This window comes from Halorubrum sp. GN11_10-6_MGM (assembly GCF_005435165.1).
Classification (GTDB): domain Archaea; phylum Halobacteriota; class Halobacteria; order Halobacteriales; family Haloferacaceae; genus Halorubrum.
In genome coordinates, this window is the sequence record NZ_SGUC01000002.1 from 156,461 (window position 1) to 173,414 (window position 16,954).

General features: G+C 69.7%; 18 protein-coding genes. 7 read left to right on the forward strand and 11 right to left on the reverse strand.

Annotated features, from left to right (window positions below; translation table 11 throughout):
* Nucleotides 1–74: 74 nt before the first annotated feature.
* Nucleotides 75–542, reverse strand: a complete 468-nt coding sequence (locus EXE46_RS02000; RefSeq protein WP_137686825.1) for a peroxiredoxin — start codon at nt 540–542, stop codon at nt 75–77.
* A gap of 74 nt (nt 543–616) precedes the next feature.
* Between EXE46_RS02000 and EXE46_RS02005 the strand changes: the two genes are divergently transcribed.
* Nucleotides 617–2,677, forward strand: a complete 2,061-nt coding sequence (locus tag EXE46_RS02005) for a histidine kinase N-terminal 7TM domain-containing protein (RefSeq protein ID WP_137686826.1) — start codon at nt 617–619, stop codon at nt 2,675–2,677.
* A 7-nt stretch (nt 2,678–2,684) separates the two neighbouring features.
* On the opposite strand, the gene EXE46_RS02010 is transcribed toward EXE46_RS02005, so the two are convergent.
* Nucleotides 2,685–3,002, reverse strand: coding sequence for a CGCGG family rSAM-modified RiPP protein (locus EXE46_RS02010; protein WP_137686827.1), 318 nt, complete (start codon nt 3,000–3,002; stop codon nt 2,685–2,687).
* Between the two features lie 130 nt (nt 3,003–3,132).
* Here EXE46_RS02010 and EXE46_RS02015 point away from each other — a divergent pair, with 130 nt between their 5' ends.
* The 3 genes from EXE46_RS02015 to EXE46_RS02025 all read left to right on the forward strand — a co-directional run bounded on the left by EXE46_RS02015 (nt 3,133) and on the right by EXE46_RS02025 (nt 4,972).
* Entirely contained in the window at nt 3,133–3,369 is a 237-nt protein-coding gene (locus tag EXE46_RS02015; protein ID WP_137686828.1) for a DUF2249 domain-containing protein, read from the forward strand.
* 143 nt (nt 3,370–3,512) lie between these two features.
* The gene (map, locus tag EXE46_RS02020) at nt 3,513–4,421 is read left to right on the forward strand and encodes a type II methionyl aminopeptidase (protein ID WP_137686829.1); all 909 of its coding nucleotides are present in this window, start codon (nt 3,513–3,515) and stop codon (nt 4,419–4,421) included.
* Complete coding sequence (locus tag EXE46_RS02025; RefSeq protein ID WP_137686830.1) at nt 4,421–4,972, forward strand: HIT domain-containing protein; 552 nt, start codon at nt 4,421–4,423, stop codon at nt 4,970–4,972. Before map ends, EXE46_RS02025 begins: the two co-directional genes overlap by 1 nt.
* A 409-nt stretch (nt 4,973–5,381) precedes the next feature.
* Here EXE46_RS02025 and EXE46_RS02030 read toward each other — a convergent pair whose 3' ends face one another.
* The 3 genes from EXE46_RS02030 to EXE46_RS02040 are packed head-to-tail and all read right to left on the reverse strand — an operon-like array spanning nt 5,382 to nt 7,878.
* The gene (locus EXE46_RS02030; protein ID WP_137686831.1) at nt 5,382–6,131 is read right to left on the reverse strand and encodes a phosphate ABC transporter ATP-binding protein; all 750 of its coding nucleotides are present in this window, start codon (nt 6,129–6,131) and stop codon (nt 5,382–5,384) included.
* Nucleotides 6,131–6,880 carry an ABC transporter permease gene (locus EXE46_RS02035; RefSeq protein WP_199234091.1) on the reverse strand — a complete coding sequence of 250 codons (750 nt, stop codon included), beginning with the start codon at nt 6,878–6,880 and terminating at the stop codon, nt 6,131–6,133. The genes EXE46_RS02030 and EXE46_RS02035 overlap by 1 nt, the downstream gene beginning before the upstream one ends.
* Before the next feature lie 2 nt (nt 6,881–6,882).
* Nucleotides 6,883–7,878, reverse strand: coding sequence for a substrate-binding domain-containing protein (locus EXE46_RS02040; RefSeq protein WP_137686833.1), 996 nt, complete (start codon nt 7,876–7,878; stop codon nt 6,883–6,885).
* 114 nt (nt 7,879–7,992) lie between these two features.
* Here EXE46_RS02040 and EXE46_RS02045 point away from each other — a divergent pair, with 114 nt between their 5' ends.
* The gene (locus EXE46_RS02045; protein WP_137686834.1) at nt 7,993–8,829 is read left to right on the forward strand and encodes a TOBE domain-containing protein; all 837 of its coding nucleotides are present in this window, start codon (nt 7,993–7,995) and stop codon (nt 8,827–8,829) included.
* Between the two features lie 93 nt (nt 8,830–8,922).
* Complete coding sequence (locus tag EXE46_RS02050) at nt 8,923–10,587, forward strand: tryptophan--tRNA ligase (RefSeq protein WP_137686835.1); 1,665 nt, start codon at nt 8,923–8,925, stop codon at nt 10,585–10,587.
* Nucleotides 10,588–11,059: 472 nt separating this feature from the next.
* Here EXE46_RS02050 and EXE46_RS02055 read toward each other — a convergent pair whose 3' ends face one another.
* Nucleotides 11,060–11,422, reverse strand: a complete 363-nt coding sequence (locus tag EXE46_RS02055; RefSeq protein ID WP_137686836.1) for a DUF5518 domain-containing protein — start codon at nt 11,420–11,422, stop codon at nt 11,060–11,062.
* Nucleotides 11,423–11,570: 148 nt separating this feature from the next.
* Between EXE46_RS02055 and EXE46_RS02060 the strand changes: the two genes are divergently transcribed.
* Nucleotides 11,571–13,583 (forward strand): ATP-binding protein, encoded by a 2,013-nt coding sequence (locus tag EXE46_RS02060; RefSeq protein ID WP_137686837.1) that lies wholly within the window; start codon nt 11,571–11,573, stop codon nt 13,581–13,583.
* Nucleotides 13,584–13,599: 16 nt separating this feature from the next.
* Here EXE46_RS02060 and EXE46_RS02065 read toward each other — a convergent pair whose 3' ends face one another.
* From EXE46_RS02065 to psmA, 5 genes are all read right to left on the reverse strand, one after another.
* Complete coding sequence (locus EXE46_RS02065) at nt 13,600–14,529, reverse strand: acetamidase/formamidase family protein (RefSeq protein WP_137686838.1); 930 nt, start codon at nt 14,527–14,529, stop codon at nt 13,600–13,602.
* Nucleotides 14,529–14,651 carry a hypothetical protein gene (locus tag EXE46_RS17570; protein WP_255509423.1) on the reverse strand — a complete coding sequence of 41 codons (123 nt, stop codon included), beginning with the start codon at nt 14,649–14,651 and terminating at the stop codon, nt 14,529–14,531. Before EXE46_RS17570 ends, EXE46_RS02065 begins: the two co-directional genes overlap by 1 nt.
* Before the next feature lie 62 nt (nt 14,652–14,713).
* Nucleotides 14,714–15,010, reverse strand: coding sequence for a hypothetical protein (locus EXE46_RS02070; RefSeq protein WP_137686839.1), 297 nt, complete (start codon nt 15,008–15,010; stop codon nt 14,714–14,716).
* A gap of 589 nt (nt 15,011–15,599) precedes the next feature.
* A complete protein-coding gene (locus EXE46_RS02075; RefSeq protein WP_137686840.1) occupies nt 15,600–15,998 on the reverse strand; it encodes a helix-turn-helix domain-containing protein in 399 nt (132 codons plus the stop codon).
* 108 nt (nt 15,999–16,106) lie between these two features.
* On the reverse strand, nt 16,107–16,949 hold the full coding sequence (gene psmA, locus EXE46_RS02080; protein ID WP_199234092.1) for an archaeal proteasome endopeptidase complex subunit alpha: 843 nt from the start codon (nt 16,947–16,949) through the stop codon (nt 16,107–16,109).
* Nucleotides 16,950–16,954: the final 5 nt, after the last annotated feature.

Below are 16,954 nucleotides of genomic sequence, written 5' to 3' on the forward strand. Positions count from 1 at the left end.
CATCGACGGGGCTCTCCAATCTCGCCGACGACCGGTCCGGTCTCGGCCATCGCGGGCCGACGACCCGCCGGTCCTCAGTCGTCGAGCGCGCGGATGTCGTCGAGTATCTCGACGGCGTGGTCCTCGGGCGAGACGCCCTCGTAGGCTAAGACGACGGCGCCCTCCTCGTCGAGGACGTACGTGTTCCGGAACACGCCGTCGAAGGTGTTTCCGAACATCGACTTCTCGCCGTAGGAGTCGTAGGCGCTCGCGACCGCGCCGTCCGGGTCGGAGAGCAGCGTGAACGGGAGGTCGTACTTCTCCGCGAACGGTTCGAGGTCCGCGACCGGATCGTCGCTGATCCCGACGACGGCGACGTCCGCGTCCTCGAAGGCGCCCCACTCGTCCCGGAAACCGCACGCCTCGGCGGTACAGCCGGGGGTGTCGGCGCGGGGGTAGAAGTACACCACCGTATGGCTGGCGGCGGACGGATCGACGGTGACCGTCTCGCCGCGGTGGTCGGTGAGCGTGATCTCGGGGGCGTCGTCGCCGGGGTCGAGCATACGGATCGACGCCGCTCGAACCTGTTAGAGGATTCGGTCCCTTTTTACCGGCTACTCGCATCCTACCGGTATCGATGGCGTGGCAACCGACGCCGTACACGGCTCCGTTGCTCGTCGCGGCCGTCGCGTCGTTCGGCTTCGCCGCGTACGCGTTCGCCAACCGGTCCCGCCGCGGCCACGGCCTGCTGTGGAGCTTCGTCGGCGTCGCGGGCACCGCCGGCGTCTGGTCGCTGGCGTACGCGGGCCAGCTGTCGTCGGCCACGCTCGGCACAACGCTGTTCTTCAACCGGTTCGTCTGGCTCGGCTCCGCCGGGCTGGCGGTCGCGTGGCCCGCCTTCGTCCTCTCGTACGTCGACTGGACCGCGTGGCTCGATCGCCGTCGCTTCGCGCTCCTCTGGGTCGTCCCCGTCGCGGTCGCGGTCGCCGTCTTGACGCTCGGCGTCGATCCCCTGTTCTACGCCGATCCGGTCCTCGCCGACGCCGGCGGCTACCGCGTCCTGATGTTCGAGCCGACGCCCGCCCTGCTCGGCTTCATCGGCTACTCCTACGCGGTCAACCTGTTCACCTTCGCCGTGCTCGGCCACGCCGCGCTCTCCCGCGACGGCGTGTTCCGCCGACAGGCCGTCGTCCTCTTCGTCGCGGGGGTGACGCCGCTGTCGCTCGGCGCGGCCGGGATCGCGGGCGTCATCGGCCCCGAGACGGGGTTCGTGGACTTCACCCCGATCGCGTTCAGCGCGACCTCGGCGCTGCTCGCGTGGCTCGTGTTCCGATACCGACTGCTCGACGTCTCGCCGATCGCTCGTGACGCGGTGTTCGCGAACCTCTCCGACGGCGTCGTCGTCTGCGACGCCGACGGTCGGGTGGTCGACCGCAACGACCCGGCGGAAGGGCTGTTCCCGGACGCGGAACTCGGCGCGCCCGCCGACGAGGCGTTCGACGAGGTCCCCGCGGTCGCCGACGCGGTCGCGGACGAGCCCTCGGACGACGAGTTCCGCGTGACGGTCGACGGAGAGGACGGAGCGCCGCAGTTCCTGACGGTCGACGCTCACGACATCACCGGTCCGGGAGCGACCCGCGGCGGGACCGTCCTCCTGTTCCGCGACGTCACCGAGCAGGAGACGCTCCAGCGGCGTCACCGCGCGCTCATCGAGCAATCGCCGAACGTGATCGCCGTCTGCGGCGATGACGGACTGCTCCGGTACGTGAGCCCCTCGATCGATCGGCTGCTCGGCCACGAGCCGCGCGAGCTCGAGGGGCGACCGGTCATCGATCTGGTTCACCCCGAGGACCGACGCGAGGCGCAGCGGGCGTTCGAGCGGGCCTTCGAAGGCGCGGAGCAGCAGTCGATCACGCACCGGATCGCCCGCGCGGACGGCAGCTGGCGACGGTTCGAGACGGTGATCGAGCGGCTGTTCGAGGACGGGCGCGAGGTCGTCATCACCGCGACCGACGTCACGGACGCGAGGCGGTACGAACAGCGACTGCAGGTGTTGAACCGCGTGCTGCGCCACGACTTGAAAAACGACACCAACGTCATCGGCGGGTACGCGGACCTGCTCCGCGACCACGTCGACGAGGAGGGCGACCCGTACCTCGACATCATCGACCGGAAGGTGCGGACGCTGACCCACCTCAGCGATCAGGCCCGCGAGATCGACGTCGCGCTCCACAGCGACGCGGGGCGGGCCGACATCGACCTCGCCGAGCTCGTCGACCGGCTCGGCGAGTCGCTCGCGTCGTCGTTTCCGCGGGCGACGGTGTCCGTGTCGGTCCCCGAGTCCGCGGTCGTCTCCGCCGACGAGCTGCTGGAGTCCGCGGTCCGGAACGTGTTGGAGAACGCCGTCGTCCACAACGACGGCGACGACCCGCACGTGGAGGCGACGGTCGTCCCCGACGGCGACCGGTTCCGGATCGACGTGGCCGACGACGGCCCGGGGATTCCGCCGGTCGAGCGAACGGTGTTCTCGGAGGCGCGGGAGACGGCGCTCGAACACGCGAGCGGGCTCGGCCTCTGGCTCGTCCACTGGATCGTCACGGAGTCCGGCGGCGACATCGAGATCGACACCCGCGAGCCGACCGGGACGGTGGTGCGGATGTGGCTGCCGCGGGCGGACGGCGACTCCGCGAGCGAGTAGCCGCGGACTACGCGTGAACGCGAACGACGTGCCCGCCGCAGCCGCACTGCTCGACGTACTCGACGTCGAGGTCCCCACCGAGTTCTGCTTCGAGCGCCTCGAAGAGGTACTCGGCCGGGTGGCCGTGGTCGCCGTGGGTGACGAGGTTCACGTGGTTGCCCGCGGCCGTGTGCTCCACCGCCTCGATCGCCTGTCGCACGAGCAGGTCGCGGCTCGCGGCGTGCTCCGGGCCTTCGAGGTTCGCGGACCAGGAGTTCTCGTGGACGTGATCCGTCACCGGGTCCGCGCCGTGGTCGTGGTCGTGGTCAGAGGGTGTACTCGACATGAACGACCGTACGCGCCCCAGCCTCCTCCCTCTTCGAGCGAACATGTTCGAGCGGGACGCCGGTGTTCGACCGGGAGACCCGAACGGATTCGGGGCGAGCGTTACCACCGCGGGACCCGACGACCGATCTATGAGCTCCGACCCGTTCGACGACGCGGACGAGCGGCTGGACGCCCGCGAGATCGACGGCGAACCGTTCGGCGACATCATGGCCGCGCTCGACGAGCTCGACGACGACGAGTCGCTCTGTCTGGTGAACGGCTTCGAGCCGGTGCCGCTGTACGACGTGCTGGCCGAGCGCGGGTACGTCCACGAGACGGCGAACCCGGCCGACGGCGAGTGGCACGTCGAGATCACGCGCGCTTGACTCCCCGACGGGCGGCTCGGTTCGGCCCGATGCGGCCCAGTGCGGTCGCCGTTCCGGCCCGACGCGGCCCGGTGCGGCCGCCGTCCCGGACGCGCCGACCGCCCTCCGCAACCTCTTTGCGCGCGGTCGCCGAATCCGCGTCCATGAGTCACGGACCTCTGGACGAGGACGCGGTCGAGAGCTACCGCGAGGCGGGCGCGGTGCTGGTCGAGGCGATGAACGAGGCCCGCGAGATGGTCGAACCGGGGCGGACCCACCTCGAAGTCGCCGAGTGGACGGAGGACTTCGTCCGCGAGCAGGGGGCCGGCCTCGCGTTCCCCGTGAACATCAGCGTCGACCCGGAGGCGTCGCACGCGACCCCGGGCCGCGACGACGAGACGGAGTTCGGCGAGGAGATGGTGTGTCTCGACGTCGGCGTCCACGTCGACGGCTACATCGCCGACGCGGCGGTGACGGTCGACCACACCGGGACCCCCGAGCTGGTCGAGGCCGCCGAGATGGCCCTCGAAGCCGCGCTCGACGAGGCCGGGCCGGGCGTCGAGGTCGGCGTCGTGGGGCAGGCGATCGAGGACGTGATCCGCGGGTACGGCTACACGCCGGTCCTCAACCTCTCCGGGCACGGCGTCCAGCGCTACGACGCCCACACCGGGCCGACGGTGCCGAACCGCGGCGTCGACCGCTCGGTCGAACTCGAACCGGGGCAGGCGGTCGCGATCGAGCCGTTCGCCACCGACGGCCGCGGCAAGGTCGGCGAGGGGACCGACGAGCAGATCTTCGAACAGCAGGGCTCCGCGAGCGTGCGCGACCGGCGCGCGCGGCAGGCGCTCGAAGAGATCGAGGCGTTCGACGACCTCCCGTTCGCGGCGCGGTGGCTGGAGACGGACCGCGCCGAGATGGCGCTCCGCCGCCTGAAGCAGGCGAACGCGATCAAGGGGTACCCCGTCCTGAAGGAGGACGACGACGCCCTCGTCAGTCAGGCGGAGCACACCCTCCTCGTCACCGAGGACGGCGTCGAGGTGACGACCGCGGGGATCCACGGCTTCGACGACTGATGGACCGGATCTTCGCGCCGTGGCGGATCGAGTGGGTCGAGCGCGACGCCGACCCGATCGACGGCTGCCCGTTCTGCGTCCTGCCCGAGCGCGAGGACGCCCGCGAGGCGCGCGTGGTCGCCCGGAGCGAGCGCAACTACGTCCTGTTGAACAACGCGCCGTACAACCCCGGCCACGCGATGGTGATCCCGGACGCCCACGCCGAGGACCCGACCGACCTCGACGACGCGACCCTCCTCGACCACGCGAAGCTGAAGGCCGCGACGCTGGCCGCGCTGCGCCGCGACCTCGACCCCGACGGCGTCAACACCGGCCAGAACCTCGGCGGCGACGCCGCCGGCGGCTCGATCGACCACCTCCACACGCACGTCGTCCCGCGGTGGAGCGGCGACACGAACTTCATGCCCGTCACCGGCGACACGAAGGTGATCGTGGAGGCGATCGAGCGCACCTACGACCACCTCCACGCGGGGTTCGCGGCCGACGAGAACGTCGTCGACGCGGGCGACGCCGACGCGGGCGAGGCGGTCGAACTCGACTTCGACGTCTGAGCCGGTGGTGGCGATTACTTATAAATAAACGGCGCGGTGGCGCGTGCCTCCGAGCGCCCCTTGGGCGCGAGGAGCACGCGCGAGGGAGTCAGTCGCCGGAGCGAAGCGGAGGCGACTGACGAGGCTGGGGAGGCGTGAGGCTGCGGTGCTGTGCGGGGCGGGGACTCAAAGGGGCAGTCGCGAGGGCGAAGGCGGCCGCAGCAAGCACCGCAGCGAACGAAGTGAGCGAGGAGCGCAGCAAGGCCCCCGAGTCCTCGCGACTGGGGCTTTGGCGGTGTTCTCCGCCGATCCGTAGTCGATCATTTATAAGTGAACGATCGTGGCTCTGGGGGTATTCACCGCAGAGCCGTCGATAGCCTATTCAGATCGTCGGATTCCGGCCGGTTTTCCCACCCTCTCTCGACGCGAGTCAGTACACCAGCTCGCCCGAGATGAACTTCCGGGTGCGCTCGTCTGCCGGGTCCTCGAAAACCCGCTCCGTCGGCCCAACCTCGGTGATCCCCTCGTCGAGCAGCACCGCGACGCGGTCCGCGACGCGCTCGGCCTGATGCATGTCGTGGGTCGCGAGCGCGACGCCGATCCCCCGGTCTCGCGCCTCGCCTATCGCCTCCTCGATGACGGCTGTGTTCCGCGGGTCGAGGTCGGAGGTCGGCTCGTCGAGCAGCAGGGCGTCCGGCTCGTACGCCAGCGCCCGAGCGAACGACACGCGCTGGGCCTCGCCGCCGGACAGCGACGCCGCGTGGCGACCCGTCTCGTCCGCCAACCCGACGACGTCGAGCGCCTCGTGGACCGCGTCCGGCGCACTGCGTCCGAACAGCGAGCCGGCCCGGTCGGCCCACGACCGGCGGACCCGAAGTCCGTACTCGACGTTGCGAGCGACGGAGGCGTCGAAGAGGTTCGCCTCCTGGAACACGAAACCGACCCGGCGGCGCAGGGCGAGCCGCTCGGCCGCGTCGACGGCCCACGCCTCGGTTCCGTCCAGCGCCACCGATCCGTCGTCCGGCTCGTGCGACAGCGCGAGCAGGCGGAGCAGCGTCGTCTTCCCCACGCCGGAGGGGCCGATGACGGCGAGCACCTCGCCGGCGTCGACCTCGATCGACAGGTCCCGGAACACGGCCACCTCGCCGTACGACGCCGAGGCGTCGGTCGCCCGGAGCATCAGCCCTGCGCCCCCCGGCCGCCGAAGCGGACGACGACCGCGTTGACGGTCAACACGAGCGCGACGAGGACGGCGCCGAGCACCATGGCGGTCTCGTACTGGCCCTGTCTGGCCTCCAACTGGATCGCCGTCGTCAGCGTCCGCGTCTTCGAGATCCCGTCCGCGCCGGTGATGTTCCCGCCGACGATGAGGACGGAGCCGACCTCGCTTATCGCGCGGCCGAAGCCGGCGAGCACCGCGGTCGCGATCCCGTAGCGCGCCTCCTTGACGACGACGAGCGCCGCGTCGAGGCGCGTTCCGCCGAGCGCGCGCGCCGCGTCGCGGACGCCGTCGTCGACGCCGTCGACGGCCGCGAGGCTGATCGCCGTGATCGGCGGGGTCGCGAGCACGAACTGCGACATGATCATCGCCTCGCGGGTGAAGATGAGCTCCAGCGAGCCGAGCGGCCCCTGGTTCGAGACGGCGAACAGGACGACCAGTCCGACCACGACGCTGGGAAAGCCCATCCCCGTGTTGACGACGGACTTCACGAACCCCTTTCCGGGGAAGTCGGCGAGGCCGATCGCGAGCGCGGCCGGCACGCTGATGAGCGTGCTCAGCGCCACCGCGGTGAGGCTCACGTACAGCGAGACGGCGATGATGCTCCCGACGTACCCGTCCCTGAACGAGGCGCCGAAGAGCGACGTCCCGGGCCACGCGGCCGGATCGAGCAGGACCGGCAACAGCTGTGCGACCGGTTCGACTGGCACGCTCACTCGTCGTCGCTCTCGCTACTCCAACCCTCCGGAACGTACTGCTGGAAGTTCGGCTCCTCGGCGACGGCTTCGGGGAAGAACAGCTGCTCGCCGTTCACCTGGTACTCCGAGATGGACTCCTGGACGCCGGGACTGGTGATCCAGCCGATGTACGCCATCGCGAGGTCGTAGTTGGCGTTTTCGTGGACGCCCGGGTTCACCGCCATGACCCCGTACGGGTTCGCGAGGAGCTCCGGGCCGCCCTCGATCGGCCCCTGAACGAGGATGGTCAGATCGATCTCCGAGCGCTGCGAGATGTAGGTGCCGCGGTCCGAGAGCGTGTACGCCCCCTGCTGGTTGGCGATGTTCAGCGCCTCGCCCATCCCGGTGCCGGTCTCCTGGTACCAGTCGCCGCCCGGCTCCGTCCCGGCCGCTTCCCAGAGGTTCAGCTCCTTCGTGTGCGTCCCGGAGTTGTCGCCCCGCGAGACGAACTGTGCCTGCGCCTCCGCGATGGTCGTCAGCGCCTCGGTCGCGGAGCCAATCCCCTGAATCCCCGCCGGGTCGCTCTCGGGCCCGACGATCACGAAGTCGTTGAACATCAGGTCGCGGCGGTTGATCCCGTACCCGTTCCGCATGAACTCGTCTTCGAGCCCGCGGGCGTGGACCATCACGATGTCCGAGTCGCCGTTGCGAGCGGTCTCTAACGCCGCGCCGGTGCCCTGCGCGACGGCGTCGACCGTGACGCCGTACATCTCCTCGAACTCCCCGTGGATCGCGTCGAGGAGTCCGGTGTCGTACGTGCTCGTCGTCGTCGTGAGCGTCAGCGTCTCGCCCGCGACGCCGACCGACTCGTCCGCGTTTCCGCTCCCGTCGGTTCCGCTCCCGTCGCCTCCGTCTCCGCTACTCCCGTCCCCCCCGTCGCCGCCGCTCCCGTCCGTCGACGAACAGCCGGCCGTACTCGCGACCGCTCCGGCGCCCAGCGCCGCCACGAACCTCCGTCGTTGTATCGGCATAGATACAACGATGGGTCGGCGCCACATATACTTTGCGTGCCGCGAGCGCTGCGTCGAGCGCGTCGGGAGCGCCCGGCCGAAAACGCCAACACGACCCGGACGCATCCTCCGGGCATGGGAGACGCGTCCGAAGCGGGAGGTACGCCCGAGGCGACAGACCCGCCCGAAGCCGGTCCGGATGCGGCCGCGGGTCGCGGCCGCGCGGCGCTCATCGAGGAGGGCGTCGAGTTCGACGGCCGCGACGCCGCCCTGCTGCGCGCGGTCGACGCCGCGGGGTCGGTCGCGGGCGCGGCGTCGGAGTTGGGACGCTCCCGCGCGCGAGCTCTGTCGCGCATCGAGACGCTGGAGGGTTCCTACGGCACGCTCGTCGAACGCCGACGCGGCGGCGAGGGGGGCGGCGGGAGCCGACTCACCGCGAGCGGTCGGGACCTCCTCGACCGCTACGACCGGCTTCAGGCCGTCCTCGCGGCGACCGCCTCCGTGCCGGAGACCGTCCTCCGGGGGACCGTGGCCGCCATCCACGGCGAGCTCGCGGTCGTCGACACCGCCGTCGGCGAACTCTCGGGACTCCACGGCGTCGGCGAGATCGGCGGGAGCGGCGGCGAGTCCCCGGCTGTCGGCGACGCGGTCCAGGTCCGGATCGGCGCCGACGCCGTCACCGTCAACGAGGCGGCCGGCGCCGTCGACCCGGACGCGACGAGCGCCCGGAACGCGCTCGCGGGGCGGATCGTCGAGATCGACGCCGGGGAGACGGTCTCGACGGCGCGGATCGCGGTCGATACGGACGGTTCCGAGGACGACGCGGACGGCGCCGAGACCGCCCCGCAAACAGTGACGGTGGCCGCGCTGCTAACGGCCGAGAGCATCGAGCGGCTCGGGCTCGAACCCGGGAATCAGGTGTCGATCCGGTGGAAGGCGACCGCGACGCGACTGGTGCCGCGAGCGGAGTGACCGACCCCCGGCGGCGTCGCGTCTCCGAGGGGGCTGTGGCAACCCCTCCCGCGCAAGCGAACGGTTTTTGCGTCGACCGACGGGAGAGGAGGTATGGACGAGGACACCTCGGAGGGGGCGCCGCCGGCGGGCGACGGACGCGAGTCCGCCGCCGCCCGCGGGCCGTCGACGCCTCCCCGGACCGACGGCGGGACCGAGCGCGCGGACGAGCCGACCGAGGACGTCGCGCTCGACCCGTGGGGGTCGGCGTCGGTCGGCGACTACGCGGACCTGTTCGCGGAGTTCGGCATCGAGGCGTTCGACGACGTGGCAGACGAGGTGCCCGACCCGCACTACCTGATGCGTCGGGGCGTCATCTTCGGCCACCGTGAGTACGACGCGGTCGCGGAAGCGATGGCGAACGACGAGCCGTTCGCGGCGCTCTCCGGGTTCATGCCCACCGGCGACCCGCACATCGGCCACAAGCTCGTGTTCGACGAGATCATCTGGCACCAGGAGATGGGCGGCGACGCCTTCGGACTCATCGCCGACCTCGAGGCCCACTCGGCGCGCGGGATGTCGTGGGACGAGATCGACGAGCACGCGCGTAACTACCTCCTGAGCCTCCTCGCGCTCGGATTCGACGCCGAGGCGGGAGAGCTGTACCGGCAGTCGGACAACCGCGAGGTCCAGGACCTCGGCTTCGAGCTCGGCTCGAAGGCGAACTTCTCGGAGTTCGAGGCGATCTACGGCTTCGACGGCGAGACGAACATCTCGCACATGCAGAGCGTCGTCACGCAGACGGCGGACATCCTCTACCCGCAGCTCGTCGACGAGCCGAAGCCCACCGTCATTCCGGTCGGGCCCGACCAGGACCCGCACGTCCGGCTCACCCGCGACCTGGCGACCCGCGTGCGCTACTTCAAGGTGACCGAGGCGTTCGCCTCCTTCGAGCTGGACGACGACGAGCGGCAGCTGGTCCGGGCCGCCTACGACGCGCTGGCGAAGGAGAACTTACTCGATGAGAGCGTTGTGCGCTGCGAGGACGCCGCCGAGTGGCTCGCCGACTACGAGCCGCCGGAGAGCGACCGCGAGAGCGTGGACCTCGCCGCCGCCAAGGCATCCGCGCTCGACAAGCTCGAAGCGGGCGGGAAGGAGCCGCTCCGCCCCCGGGTGCGCTTCTTCGACCGCAACGCGACCGACGAGGCGTTCGAGGCGCTCATCGAGGCCGTCGACGGCGAGAAGCGCGTGTTCGAGGGGCACGTCGATGCCTTCGACCTCACCCGCGGCGAGGCCGAGTCGCTGGCCCGCGAGGTGGAGATCGACCACGACGGGTTCGGCTTCCGGCAGCCCTCCTCGATCTACCACCGGTTCATGACCGGACTCACCGGCGGGAAGATGTCCTCGTCAGTCCCGGCGAGCCACATCTCGCTGCTCGACGACCCCGAGGACGGCTACGACAAGGTGAAGGCCGCCACGACGGGCGGCCGCGACACCGCCGAGGAGCAGCGCGAACTGGGCGGCGAGGCGGACGAGTGTCCGGTCTACGAGCTGTACGCCTACCTGCTCGCGGGCGACGACGACGAGCTCACGAAGGAGGTGTACTCGGAGTGTGTCAACGGCGAGCGCCTCTGTGGCGGCTGTAAGGAGCAGGCCGCCGAACTCATGCGCGAGTTCCTCGAAGACCATCAGGAGAAGCGCGAGGAGGCCGAGGAGCTCCTCGACGACCTCGACATCGACCTCGACTCCGACCGGCGCGGCACCGGCGGCGAGCACTGAAACCGACCGTCAACCACGGCGCTTACTTATAAACCGACTGCGGTGGCGTGTGCCTGTGAGCGGTCGCCCCCGGCGACCGCGAAACAGCACGCGCGAGGGAGTCAGTCGCCGGAGCGAAGCGGAGGAGACTGACGAGGCTGGGGAGGCGTGAGGTGCGGTTGCTGTGCGGTGCGGGGCGGGACTCGAAGGGGCAGTCGCGAGGTGGGCGTAGACGACGCAAGGACCGCAGGAACGAGCGGGGCGAGTGACGAGGACCGAAGCGAGTGTACGCCCACCTCGCGACTGGGGCTTCGGTGGCGGTCGTGTCGGTCATGGACTCATAAATGACTACAGCAACGTACCGCCGAGCGACTGAGGCTTTGGAGCCGTTCGCCGCCGCTCCAAAGTTAGCTGTTTATAAACGAGCGGCTGGGGATTTGGCGGTGTCCGTCGCCGATCCGGATTCGACTATTTATAAGTAACCGCGACTGACTTACAGTTCGTTCTTCACGTACACGCCGAGCAGTCCGCCGAGCGCACTCAACACCACGGAGTAGACGACGCCGCCGATCACGATGATCGCCCCGAAAATGAACACGCCGCCGGCCGCGATCCCGGCCTCGATCGGGAAGCCGAAGAACCCAAAGAAGGGGAATAAAAGCAGTACGAGCAGCAGCAGCCCGACGATCGGGATCGACGCGATAGCGCCGGAGAGCGCGCCGACCCGCAGCCCGCCGTCGCCATTTAAATACCCGGCGACGGCGCCGCCGAGGAGCGGTGAGATGCCGGTGAACGAGAGGAGGGCCGACGCGATAGCGCCGACCACCGCGTTGAGGAGGGTGTTCTCGGTGTCCATGCGAGGTCGGACTCCCGGCGGCGGCATACGTCTTGCGGACCTCGGAACGCGGCTCGGTCGCGCTCCGTTCGCGCTCCGCTCGCGGTCGACGGCGACCGCCCGCCGACCGAGGCGATGGTTTATGAGGCGGGCGCCACCTCTCACGGGTATGAGCGAGGAGGAGACGATCCACGTCGCGGACGTCAGCGAGGGGATCGGCGGCGACGCGACGGCGGACCCCGGCTCCCCGGTCGAACTCCCGGTCGTCGACGTCCTCACCGGCCGGTCCTTCATCACGGGGAAGAGCGGCTCCGGCAAGAGCAACACCGCGTCCGTCGTTATCGAAAATTTGCTATCTAACGGGTTTCCTGTCATGATCGTGGACACAGACGGTGAATATTACGGTTTAAAAGAAGAATATGAAATTCTCCACGCCGGCGCCGACGACGAGTGCGACATCGTCGTCTCCCCCGAACACGCCGAGAAGCTCGCGAACCTCGCCTTAGAGCAGAACGTCCCGATCATCCTCGATGTCTCCGGTTACCTCGAAGAGGACACCGCCAACGAACTCCTCCTCGAAGTCGTCAAACAGCTGTTCGCGAAGGAGAAGCGCATGAAGAAGCCCTTCCTGCTCGTGATCGAGGAGTGCCACGAGTACATCCCCGAGGGCGGCGGGATGGACGAGACGGGCAAGATGCTGATCAAGGTGGGCAAGCGCGGCCGGAAACACGGCCTCGGCATCGTCGGCATCAGCCAGCGCCCGGCCGACGTCAAGAAGGACTTCATCACTCAGTGCGACTGGCTCTGCTGGCACCGGCTCACGTGGGACAACGACACGAAGGTCGTCGGCCGCATCCTCGGATCGAAGTACGCGAGTGCGGTCGAGGATCTGGGCGACGGCGAGGCCTTCCTGATGACCGACTGGGACGAGTCGATCCGCCGGATCCAGTTCCACCGCAAGGAGACGTTCGACGCGGGCGCGACCCCCGGGCTCGACGACTTCGAGCGCCCGGAGCTGAAGTCGGTCTCCAGCGACCTCGTCGGCGAGCTCCAGTCCATCTCCGACGAGGAACAGCGCCGCGAGTCCGAGATCGCCGACCTCAAACAGGAGTTAGAGAAGAAGGACCGACGGATCGCCGACCTCGAACGCGAGCTGGAGGAGGCCCGCGACCTGAGCAACATGGCCGACCAGTTCGCGCAGGCGCTGCTGGGGAAGGCGGAGGCGCCCTACCGGAGCGGGGGCCGACCCGCACCCGGCGCCGAGCGGCTCGACGACGCCCGTGACGGCGACGGAGACGACGACGGCCAGTCCGTGCTCAAGTCCTACGACGAGGCCGTCGCCGCGACCGAGAAGAACGGAGCGGAGGCGGACGACGCCGAGGCCGCGACCGAGAGCGACTCGGACGCGGCGGCCGACGAGACCGATGAGACCGAGCTGGACGACGGCCCCGCGAACGCCGACGCTCCGAACGCTGACGCTACGAACGCCGACGCCACGCCGGCCGCTCCCGAGGACGAGGCTGGTCCTCCGAGCGACGTCGACCCGGTCACCCGCGACGACGTGGCCGAGAGCGCGCTCCGGTTCGACGACGCCATCGAACTCGGCACCCGGGAGGCGGTGATCGAGGAGCTCCGCTCGCGGATCGAGGGGCTCCCGGAGCTCTCGCGCGGCATGCTCCGTCACTACCGCCGCGAGGGAGCGAGCGACCCGGTCGCGGCCCACATCGACGCCGGCGGCGACGGCGACTCCGGACACGCGTACAGCCGCCATCGACCGATTCGGCGGGCGGGGCTCATCCGCCACGCCGGTCGCGGCCACTACGCCTACGCGGTCCCGGACCTCGTCCGCGAGGCGTACGCCGACCGCCTCGACGAGGAACAGGTCGACGAGATCGTCCGCGCGGTCGAGACCGCCTTCGTCCCGCCCGCCGAGCTGAGCTACCCGCCGGACGCCGACCCGTCCGACGTCGGGGGCGGACCACCAACCGAGGACGGCGACGGGAACGCGCACGGAGACGCCGACGGCGCCGTCGCCGCAGCCGACGAAAGCGCTGCTACCCGCGATGGAAATGCGGCGGACGCCGAGAGCGGCGAGGCCGGTGAGGCCGACGAGACGGACCCCCCGACCGACGCCGGCCTGAGCGACGCCGCGCGACGGTTCGCCGAGCGGTCGGAGCGCTGAGCTCGGCGTCGACGGCTCAGAACGGTAGCGAGAGGTACTCGCTCGGCACGGCGTTGCGGGCCGTCACCTGCGGGTCGACCACTTGGCTGATCTCCAGTCCGCCGACGAGGCTCGCGAAGAGGTACGCCTCGGTGCGCGCGAAGCCGTGGTGGTGCGCCAGCAGGGCGAGCATGTCGCCGTTCGCCAGTTCGACGGCCTCTTCCAACGTCGGCGCGCTCGCGACCGTCTTCACCGCGTCGCCGGTGTCGAGGAGGGGTCGGTCGAGCGCCACGTCGGGGTCCTCGATCACCGAGAGCGTCGCGTCGACCTCGACCGCGATCTCGGCGCCGGTCCCGCACATCTCGCCGTCGGCCATCGCGGCCTTGGCGTCGCCCAGCGCCAGCATGGCGCCCTCCTGAAACACGGGGAAGTAGACGGTCGTCCCGCCGGTCACGTCGGTCGTGTCGAGGTTGCCGCCGTGGTCGTCGGGCGTGAGCGTCGAGATCGTCTCCCCGCCCGTGGCGACGCCGATCGTCCCGATCACGGGCTCGATCGGCACGTCGATCCCCTCGAAGTCGATCGCCGTCGCTCCCCCGTCGCTCCCGTCGCCCTCCCGTACCTCCGTGATCCGCGTCGCGGGGTGGTCGATCTCGGGATCGTCCTGGAGGAGTCCGAAGCCGGGCGCGGTGAGCACGCGGCCGCGGTCCTCGGCGACGCGCACGGCCTCGATCTCGACCGCGAGGACGTCGCCCGGGCTCGCGCCGGCCACCGCGATCGGACCGGTGGCGGCGTTGACTTCGTCCGGAATCGCGTCGAGCAGGTCGTCGTTCTCCTGAATCTCGCCGTTCAGGCTGTCGACCGTCTCGATCGTCAGCGACTCGCCGTCGGCGGCCTCGTAGACCGGCTCCATCTCCGGCCCGAACTCGTAGACGTGGCCGTCGCGGTGTGTTATCGTCTCGCGCGTCATCACGTCGTCGTGAGCGCTCCAGCGACAAAAATCCCGGTCGGCGTCATCCCGGAGGACGCCTCGGGCGGAACGATCGGGGCCGCGTTCGCGTCCGATCGGTCCGTCGCGACTACGATCCGCATACTCCTCGCCCGTCCTCGTCGGCAAACTTGCTTTTATTGTACAATAGATACGGTCGCTATGCTCAGGCGCCCGGGTCCGAGGCGGCCGACGGGTCGTGATCGAGGAGCGGCGAGTCCGGGTTCGCACACCCCTCCCGGCCACAGACGCCGGCGTCGTCGCCCGCGCGTTCGACGCCCGGAGACAGTCCCCCGATCTCCCAGTCGACGGCGTGACTCGTCGCGCGCTCGTGTTCGTCGAGCGCAGTCCGAGCCCGCCGGAGCGAGTCGAACGCCTCCTCGTACGCGCAGTCGGTACAGCGAACCCGGACGGTCGTCGACATGGGGCCCGCTTCGGCCCGGACGACCGTAAGTGCCGCCATCGGCGGCCGGTTCGATCGACCCGACGTCGCTAGCCGCTTCGGACTCATATAGTATTGGAACAGTCGTACAAAATCAAACTGGCTCTGTGGAGTATTGTCTACTAGAAACAACGCAGTTCGCCGACGCGGTCACTTCCTCGAAGCCGTCGACGAGGCCGACCACGTGTTCTCGTTCTGAGCGTCGACGCCGCGTCACCCCGCGGTTTTCCCGTCGCGGTTCGCCCTTCGGACGCATCCCCCGAAATCGGCGGTCGCTGGAAGCCTCTCGCTCGACATGAGAGTCGCGCTCCCCGGCGTCGAGCGCGTCCGAAGTACAACCGGAATGTTGGGGTACTGGGCAAGACGCACACGTGGCCGCCGAAACGGTCTGTCCGAACTGTGCGGAACCGCTCGAAGCGCTGGAAGACGGGGTATCGGGCGCGACACTGCGTCCGAACCGCATCGAACGCCGGAACGGCAACCGGTCCGGTAGCCGCGTTCCCTGTCGGAGAAACGACGCGATATCGGCCACAAACGACGGGACATCGACAGCTCTCCCCCCGAGTTTCGCGCGTCGATCCGGGTCACGACCGGCCGGTCGGTCGCCCCGTCAGTTCTGGACGGCGGCGCGCTCGGGCTGCTCGTACTTGTCCTCGAACTCGCCGATGAGCTGTCCCATCTTCGCGTACCAGTCGTTTAGCAGCCGCTGCATGTCGTCCGCGATCTGCGACGGGTCCGTCGGCCTGTACACGTGGTAGTAGCCACCCTGATCGTAGTTGATCTGCTCTTTCTGGATGAAGCCGGCCTTGAGGAGCCGCTGGACGGCGCGGTAGGCGGTGGAGCGCTCGCGGTCGACGCGCTCGGCGACCTCGTCGATCGTGAGGGCCTCGTCGGCCGACACGAGCGTCTGGTAACAGTCCTTGTCCAACTGCTTCAGGCCGTGGAAACACTCGAGTAACCCCTCGCACTCCATGTCCCGTTGGAGCTGTTCGGACATCGAATCGGGCATTTTACAGTGAACGTATGGAGTCCCGGCGCTAAAAGTGTTGTGTGTGAGATATACAATTCCGCGCAGTCGGTGTCCGCCCGCCGACTGCGCGGCGGCGAGGCCGAGTCGCTACTCGTCGGCGTCCGCGTCGGAGCCGTCGTCGTCAGCGTCCGTCTCGTCGTCAGCATCCGTCTCGTCAGCGTCCGTCTCGTCGTCAGCATCCGTCTCGTCAGCGTCCGTCTCGTCGTCCGCGGCGAGACCGACCGCCTCGAACGCGGTCTCGACCTCTTCGACCGGGACCGTCCGGAAGCCGTCGGCCTCGGTCACGGTCGCGACAGCGAGGTCCGAGGGCTCGAACTCGTCGTCGTGTGCGGCCAGCGCCGCGATCGCGAGCTCGATGCCGTCCGAAAGCGAGAGGTCGTCCGTCCACTCGGCCTCGAGGTGGCCCTGGATGTCCTGCCGGCCGCCGCCGATGACGGTCGCCTTCCACTCGTTGGGCGTGCCCGAGGGGTCGGCGGCGAACAGGCGCGGCTCGCCGTCGTCGATGCCGCCGATGAGGAGGGCGGCGCCGTACGGGCGCGTGCCGCCGCGCTGGGTGTTCTCCTGGATGTGGTCGGTGACGAACTTCGTCAGCGTCTCGACGCCGACGGGCTCGCCGTACCGCAGGCGGTTCCCCTGCGACTGCCGGCGCGCTAAGTCGATCAGCTGGCGGGCGTCGGCGACGTGGCCCGCGCTGGCGGTGCCGACGTGGTCGTCGAGCTTGTGTAGCTTCTCGATGCTCTCGGCCTCCATCAGCGAGGAGGAGGGACGTGACATCGCGACGAAGACGACGCCGTCGGTCGTCCGGACGCCGACGCTCGGCGCGCCGCGCGAGACCGCCTCGCGGGCGTACTCGACCTGGTAGATGCGCCCGTCCGGCGAGAACAGCGACGTACCGCGGTCGTACGCCTGCTGGTCGTTGCCGCCCATCATCGCCG

What these genes read in the sequence shown, in the direction of transcription:
- EXE46_RS02025 (WP_137686830.1), top strand. Translation starts at nt 4,421, where the DNA reads ATGGACCGGATCTTCGCGCCGTGGCGGATCGAGTGGGTCGAGCGCGAC.
- EXE46_RS02005 (WP_137686826.1), top strand. Translation starts at nt 617, where the DNA reads ATGGCGTGGCAACCGACGCCGTACACGGCTCCGTTGCTCGTCGCGGCC.
- EXE46_RS02010 (WP_137686827.1), bottom strand. Translation starts at nt 3,002, where the DNA reads ATGTCGAGTACACCCTCTGACCACGACCACGACCACGGCGCGGACCCG.
- EXE46_RS02030 (WP_137686831.1), bottom strand. Translation starts at nt 6,131, where the DNA reads ATGCTCCGGGCGACCGACGCCTCGGCGTCGTACGGCGAGGTGGCCGTG.
- EXE46_RS02065 (WP_137686838.1), bottom strand. Translation starts at nt 14,529, where the DNA reads ATGACGCGCGAGACGATAACACACCGCGACGGCCACGTCTACGAGTTC.
- EXE46_RS02070 (WP_137686839.1), bottom strand. Translation starts at nt 15,010, where the DNA reads ATGGCGGCACTTACGGTCGTCCGGGCCGAAGCGGGCCCCATGTCGACG.
- EXE46_RS02045 (WP_137686834.1), top strand. Translation starts at nt 7,993, where the DNA reads ATGGGAGACGCGTCCGAAGCGGGAGGTACGCCCGAGGCGACAGACCCG.
- EXE46_RS02000 (WP_137686825.1), bottom strand. Translation starts at nt 542, where the DNA reads ATGCTCGACCCCGGCGACGACGCCCCCGAGATCACGCTCACCGACCAC.
- EXE46_RS02015 (WP_137686828.1), top strand. Translation starts at nt 3,133, where the DNA reads ATGAGCTCCGACCCGTTCGACGACGCGGACGAGCGGCTGGACGCCCGC.
- EXE46_RS02075 (WP_137686840.1), bottom strand. Translation starts at nt 15,998, where the DNA reads ATGCCCGATTCGATGTCCGAACAGCTCCAACGGGACATGGAGTGCGAG.
- EXE46_RS02055 (WP_137686836.1), bottom strand. Translation starts at nt 11,422, where the DNA reads ATGGACACCGAGAACACCCTCCTCAACGCGGTGGTCGGCGCTATCGCG.
- EXE46_RS02040 (WP_137686833.1), bottom strand. Translation starts at nt 7,878, where the DNA reads ATGCCGATACAACGACGGAGGTTCGTGGCGGCGCTGGGCGCCGGAGCG.
- map (WP_137686829.1), top strand. Translation starts at nt 3,513, where the DNA reads ATGAGTCACGGACCTCTGGACGAGGACGCGGTCGAGAGCTACCGCGAG.
- psmA (WP_199234092.1), bottom strand. Translation starts at nt 16,949, where the DNA reads ATGATGGGCGGCAACGACCAGCAGGCGTACGACCGCGGTACGTCGCTG.
- EXE46_RS02060 (WP_137686837.1), top strand. Translation starts at nt 11,571, where the DNA reads ATGAGCGAGGAGGAGACGATCCACGTCGCGGACGTCAGCGAGGGGATC.
- EXE46_RS17570 (WP_255509423.1), bottom strand. Translation starts at nt 14,651, where the DNA reads ATGCGGATCGTAGTCGCGACGGACCGATCGGACGCGAACGCGGCCCCG.
- EXE46_RS02050 (WP_137686835.1), top strand. Translation starts at nt 8,923, where the DNA reads ATGGACGAGGACACCTCGGAGGGGGCGCCGCCGGCGGGCGACGGACGC.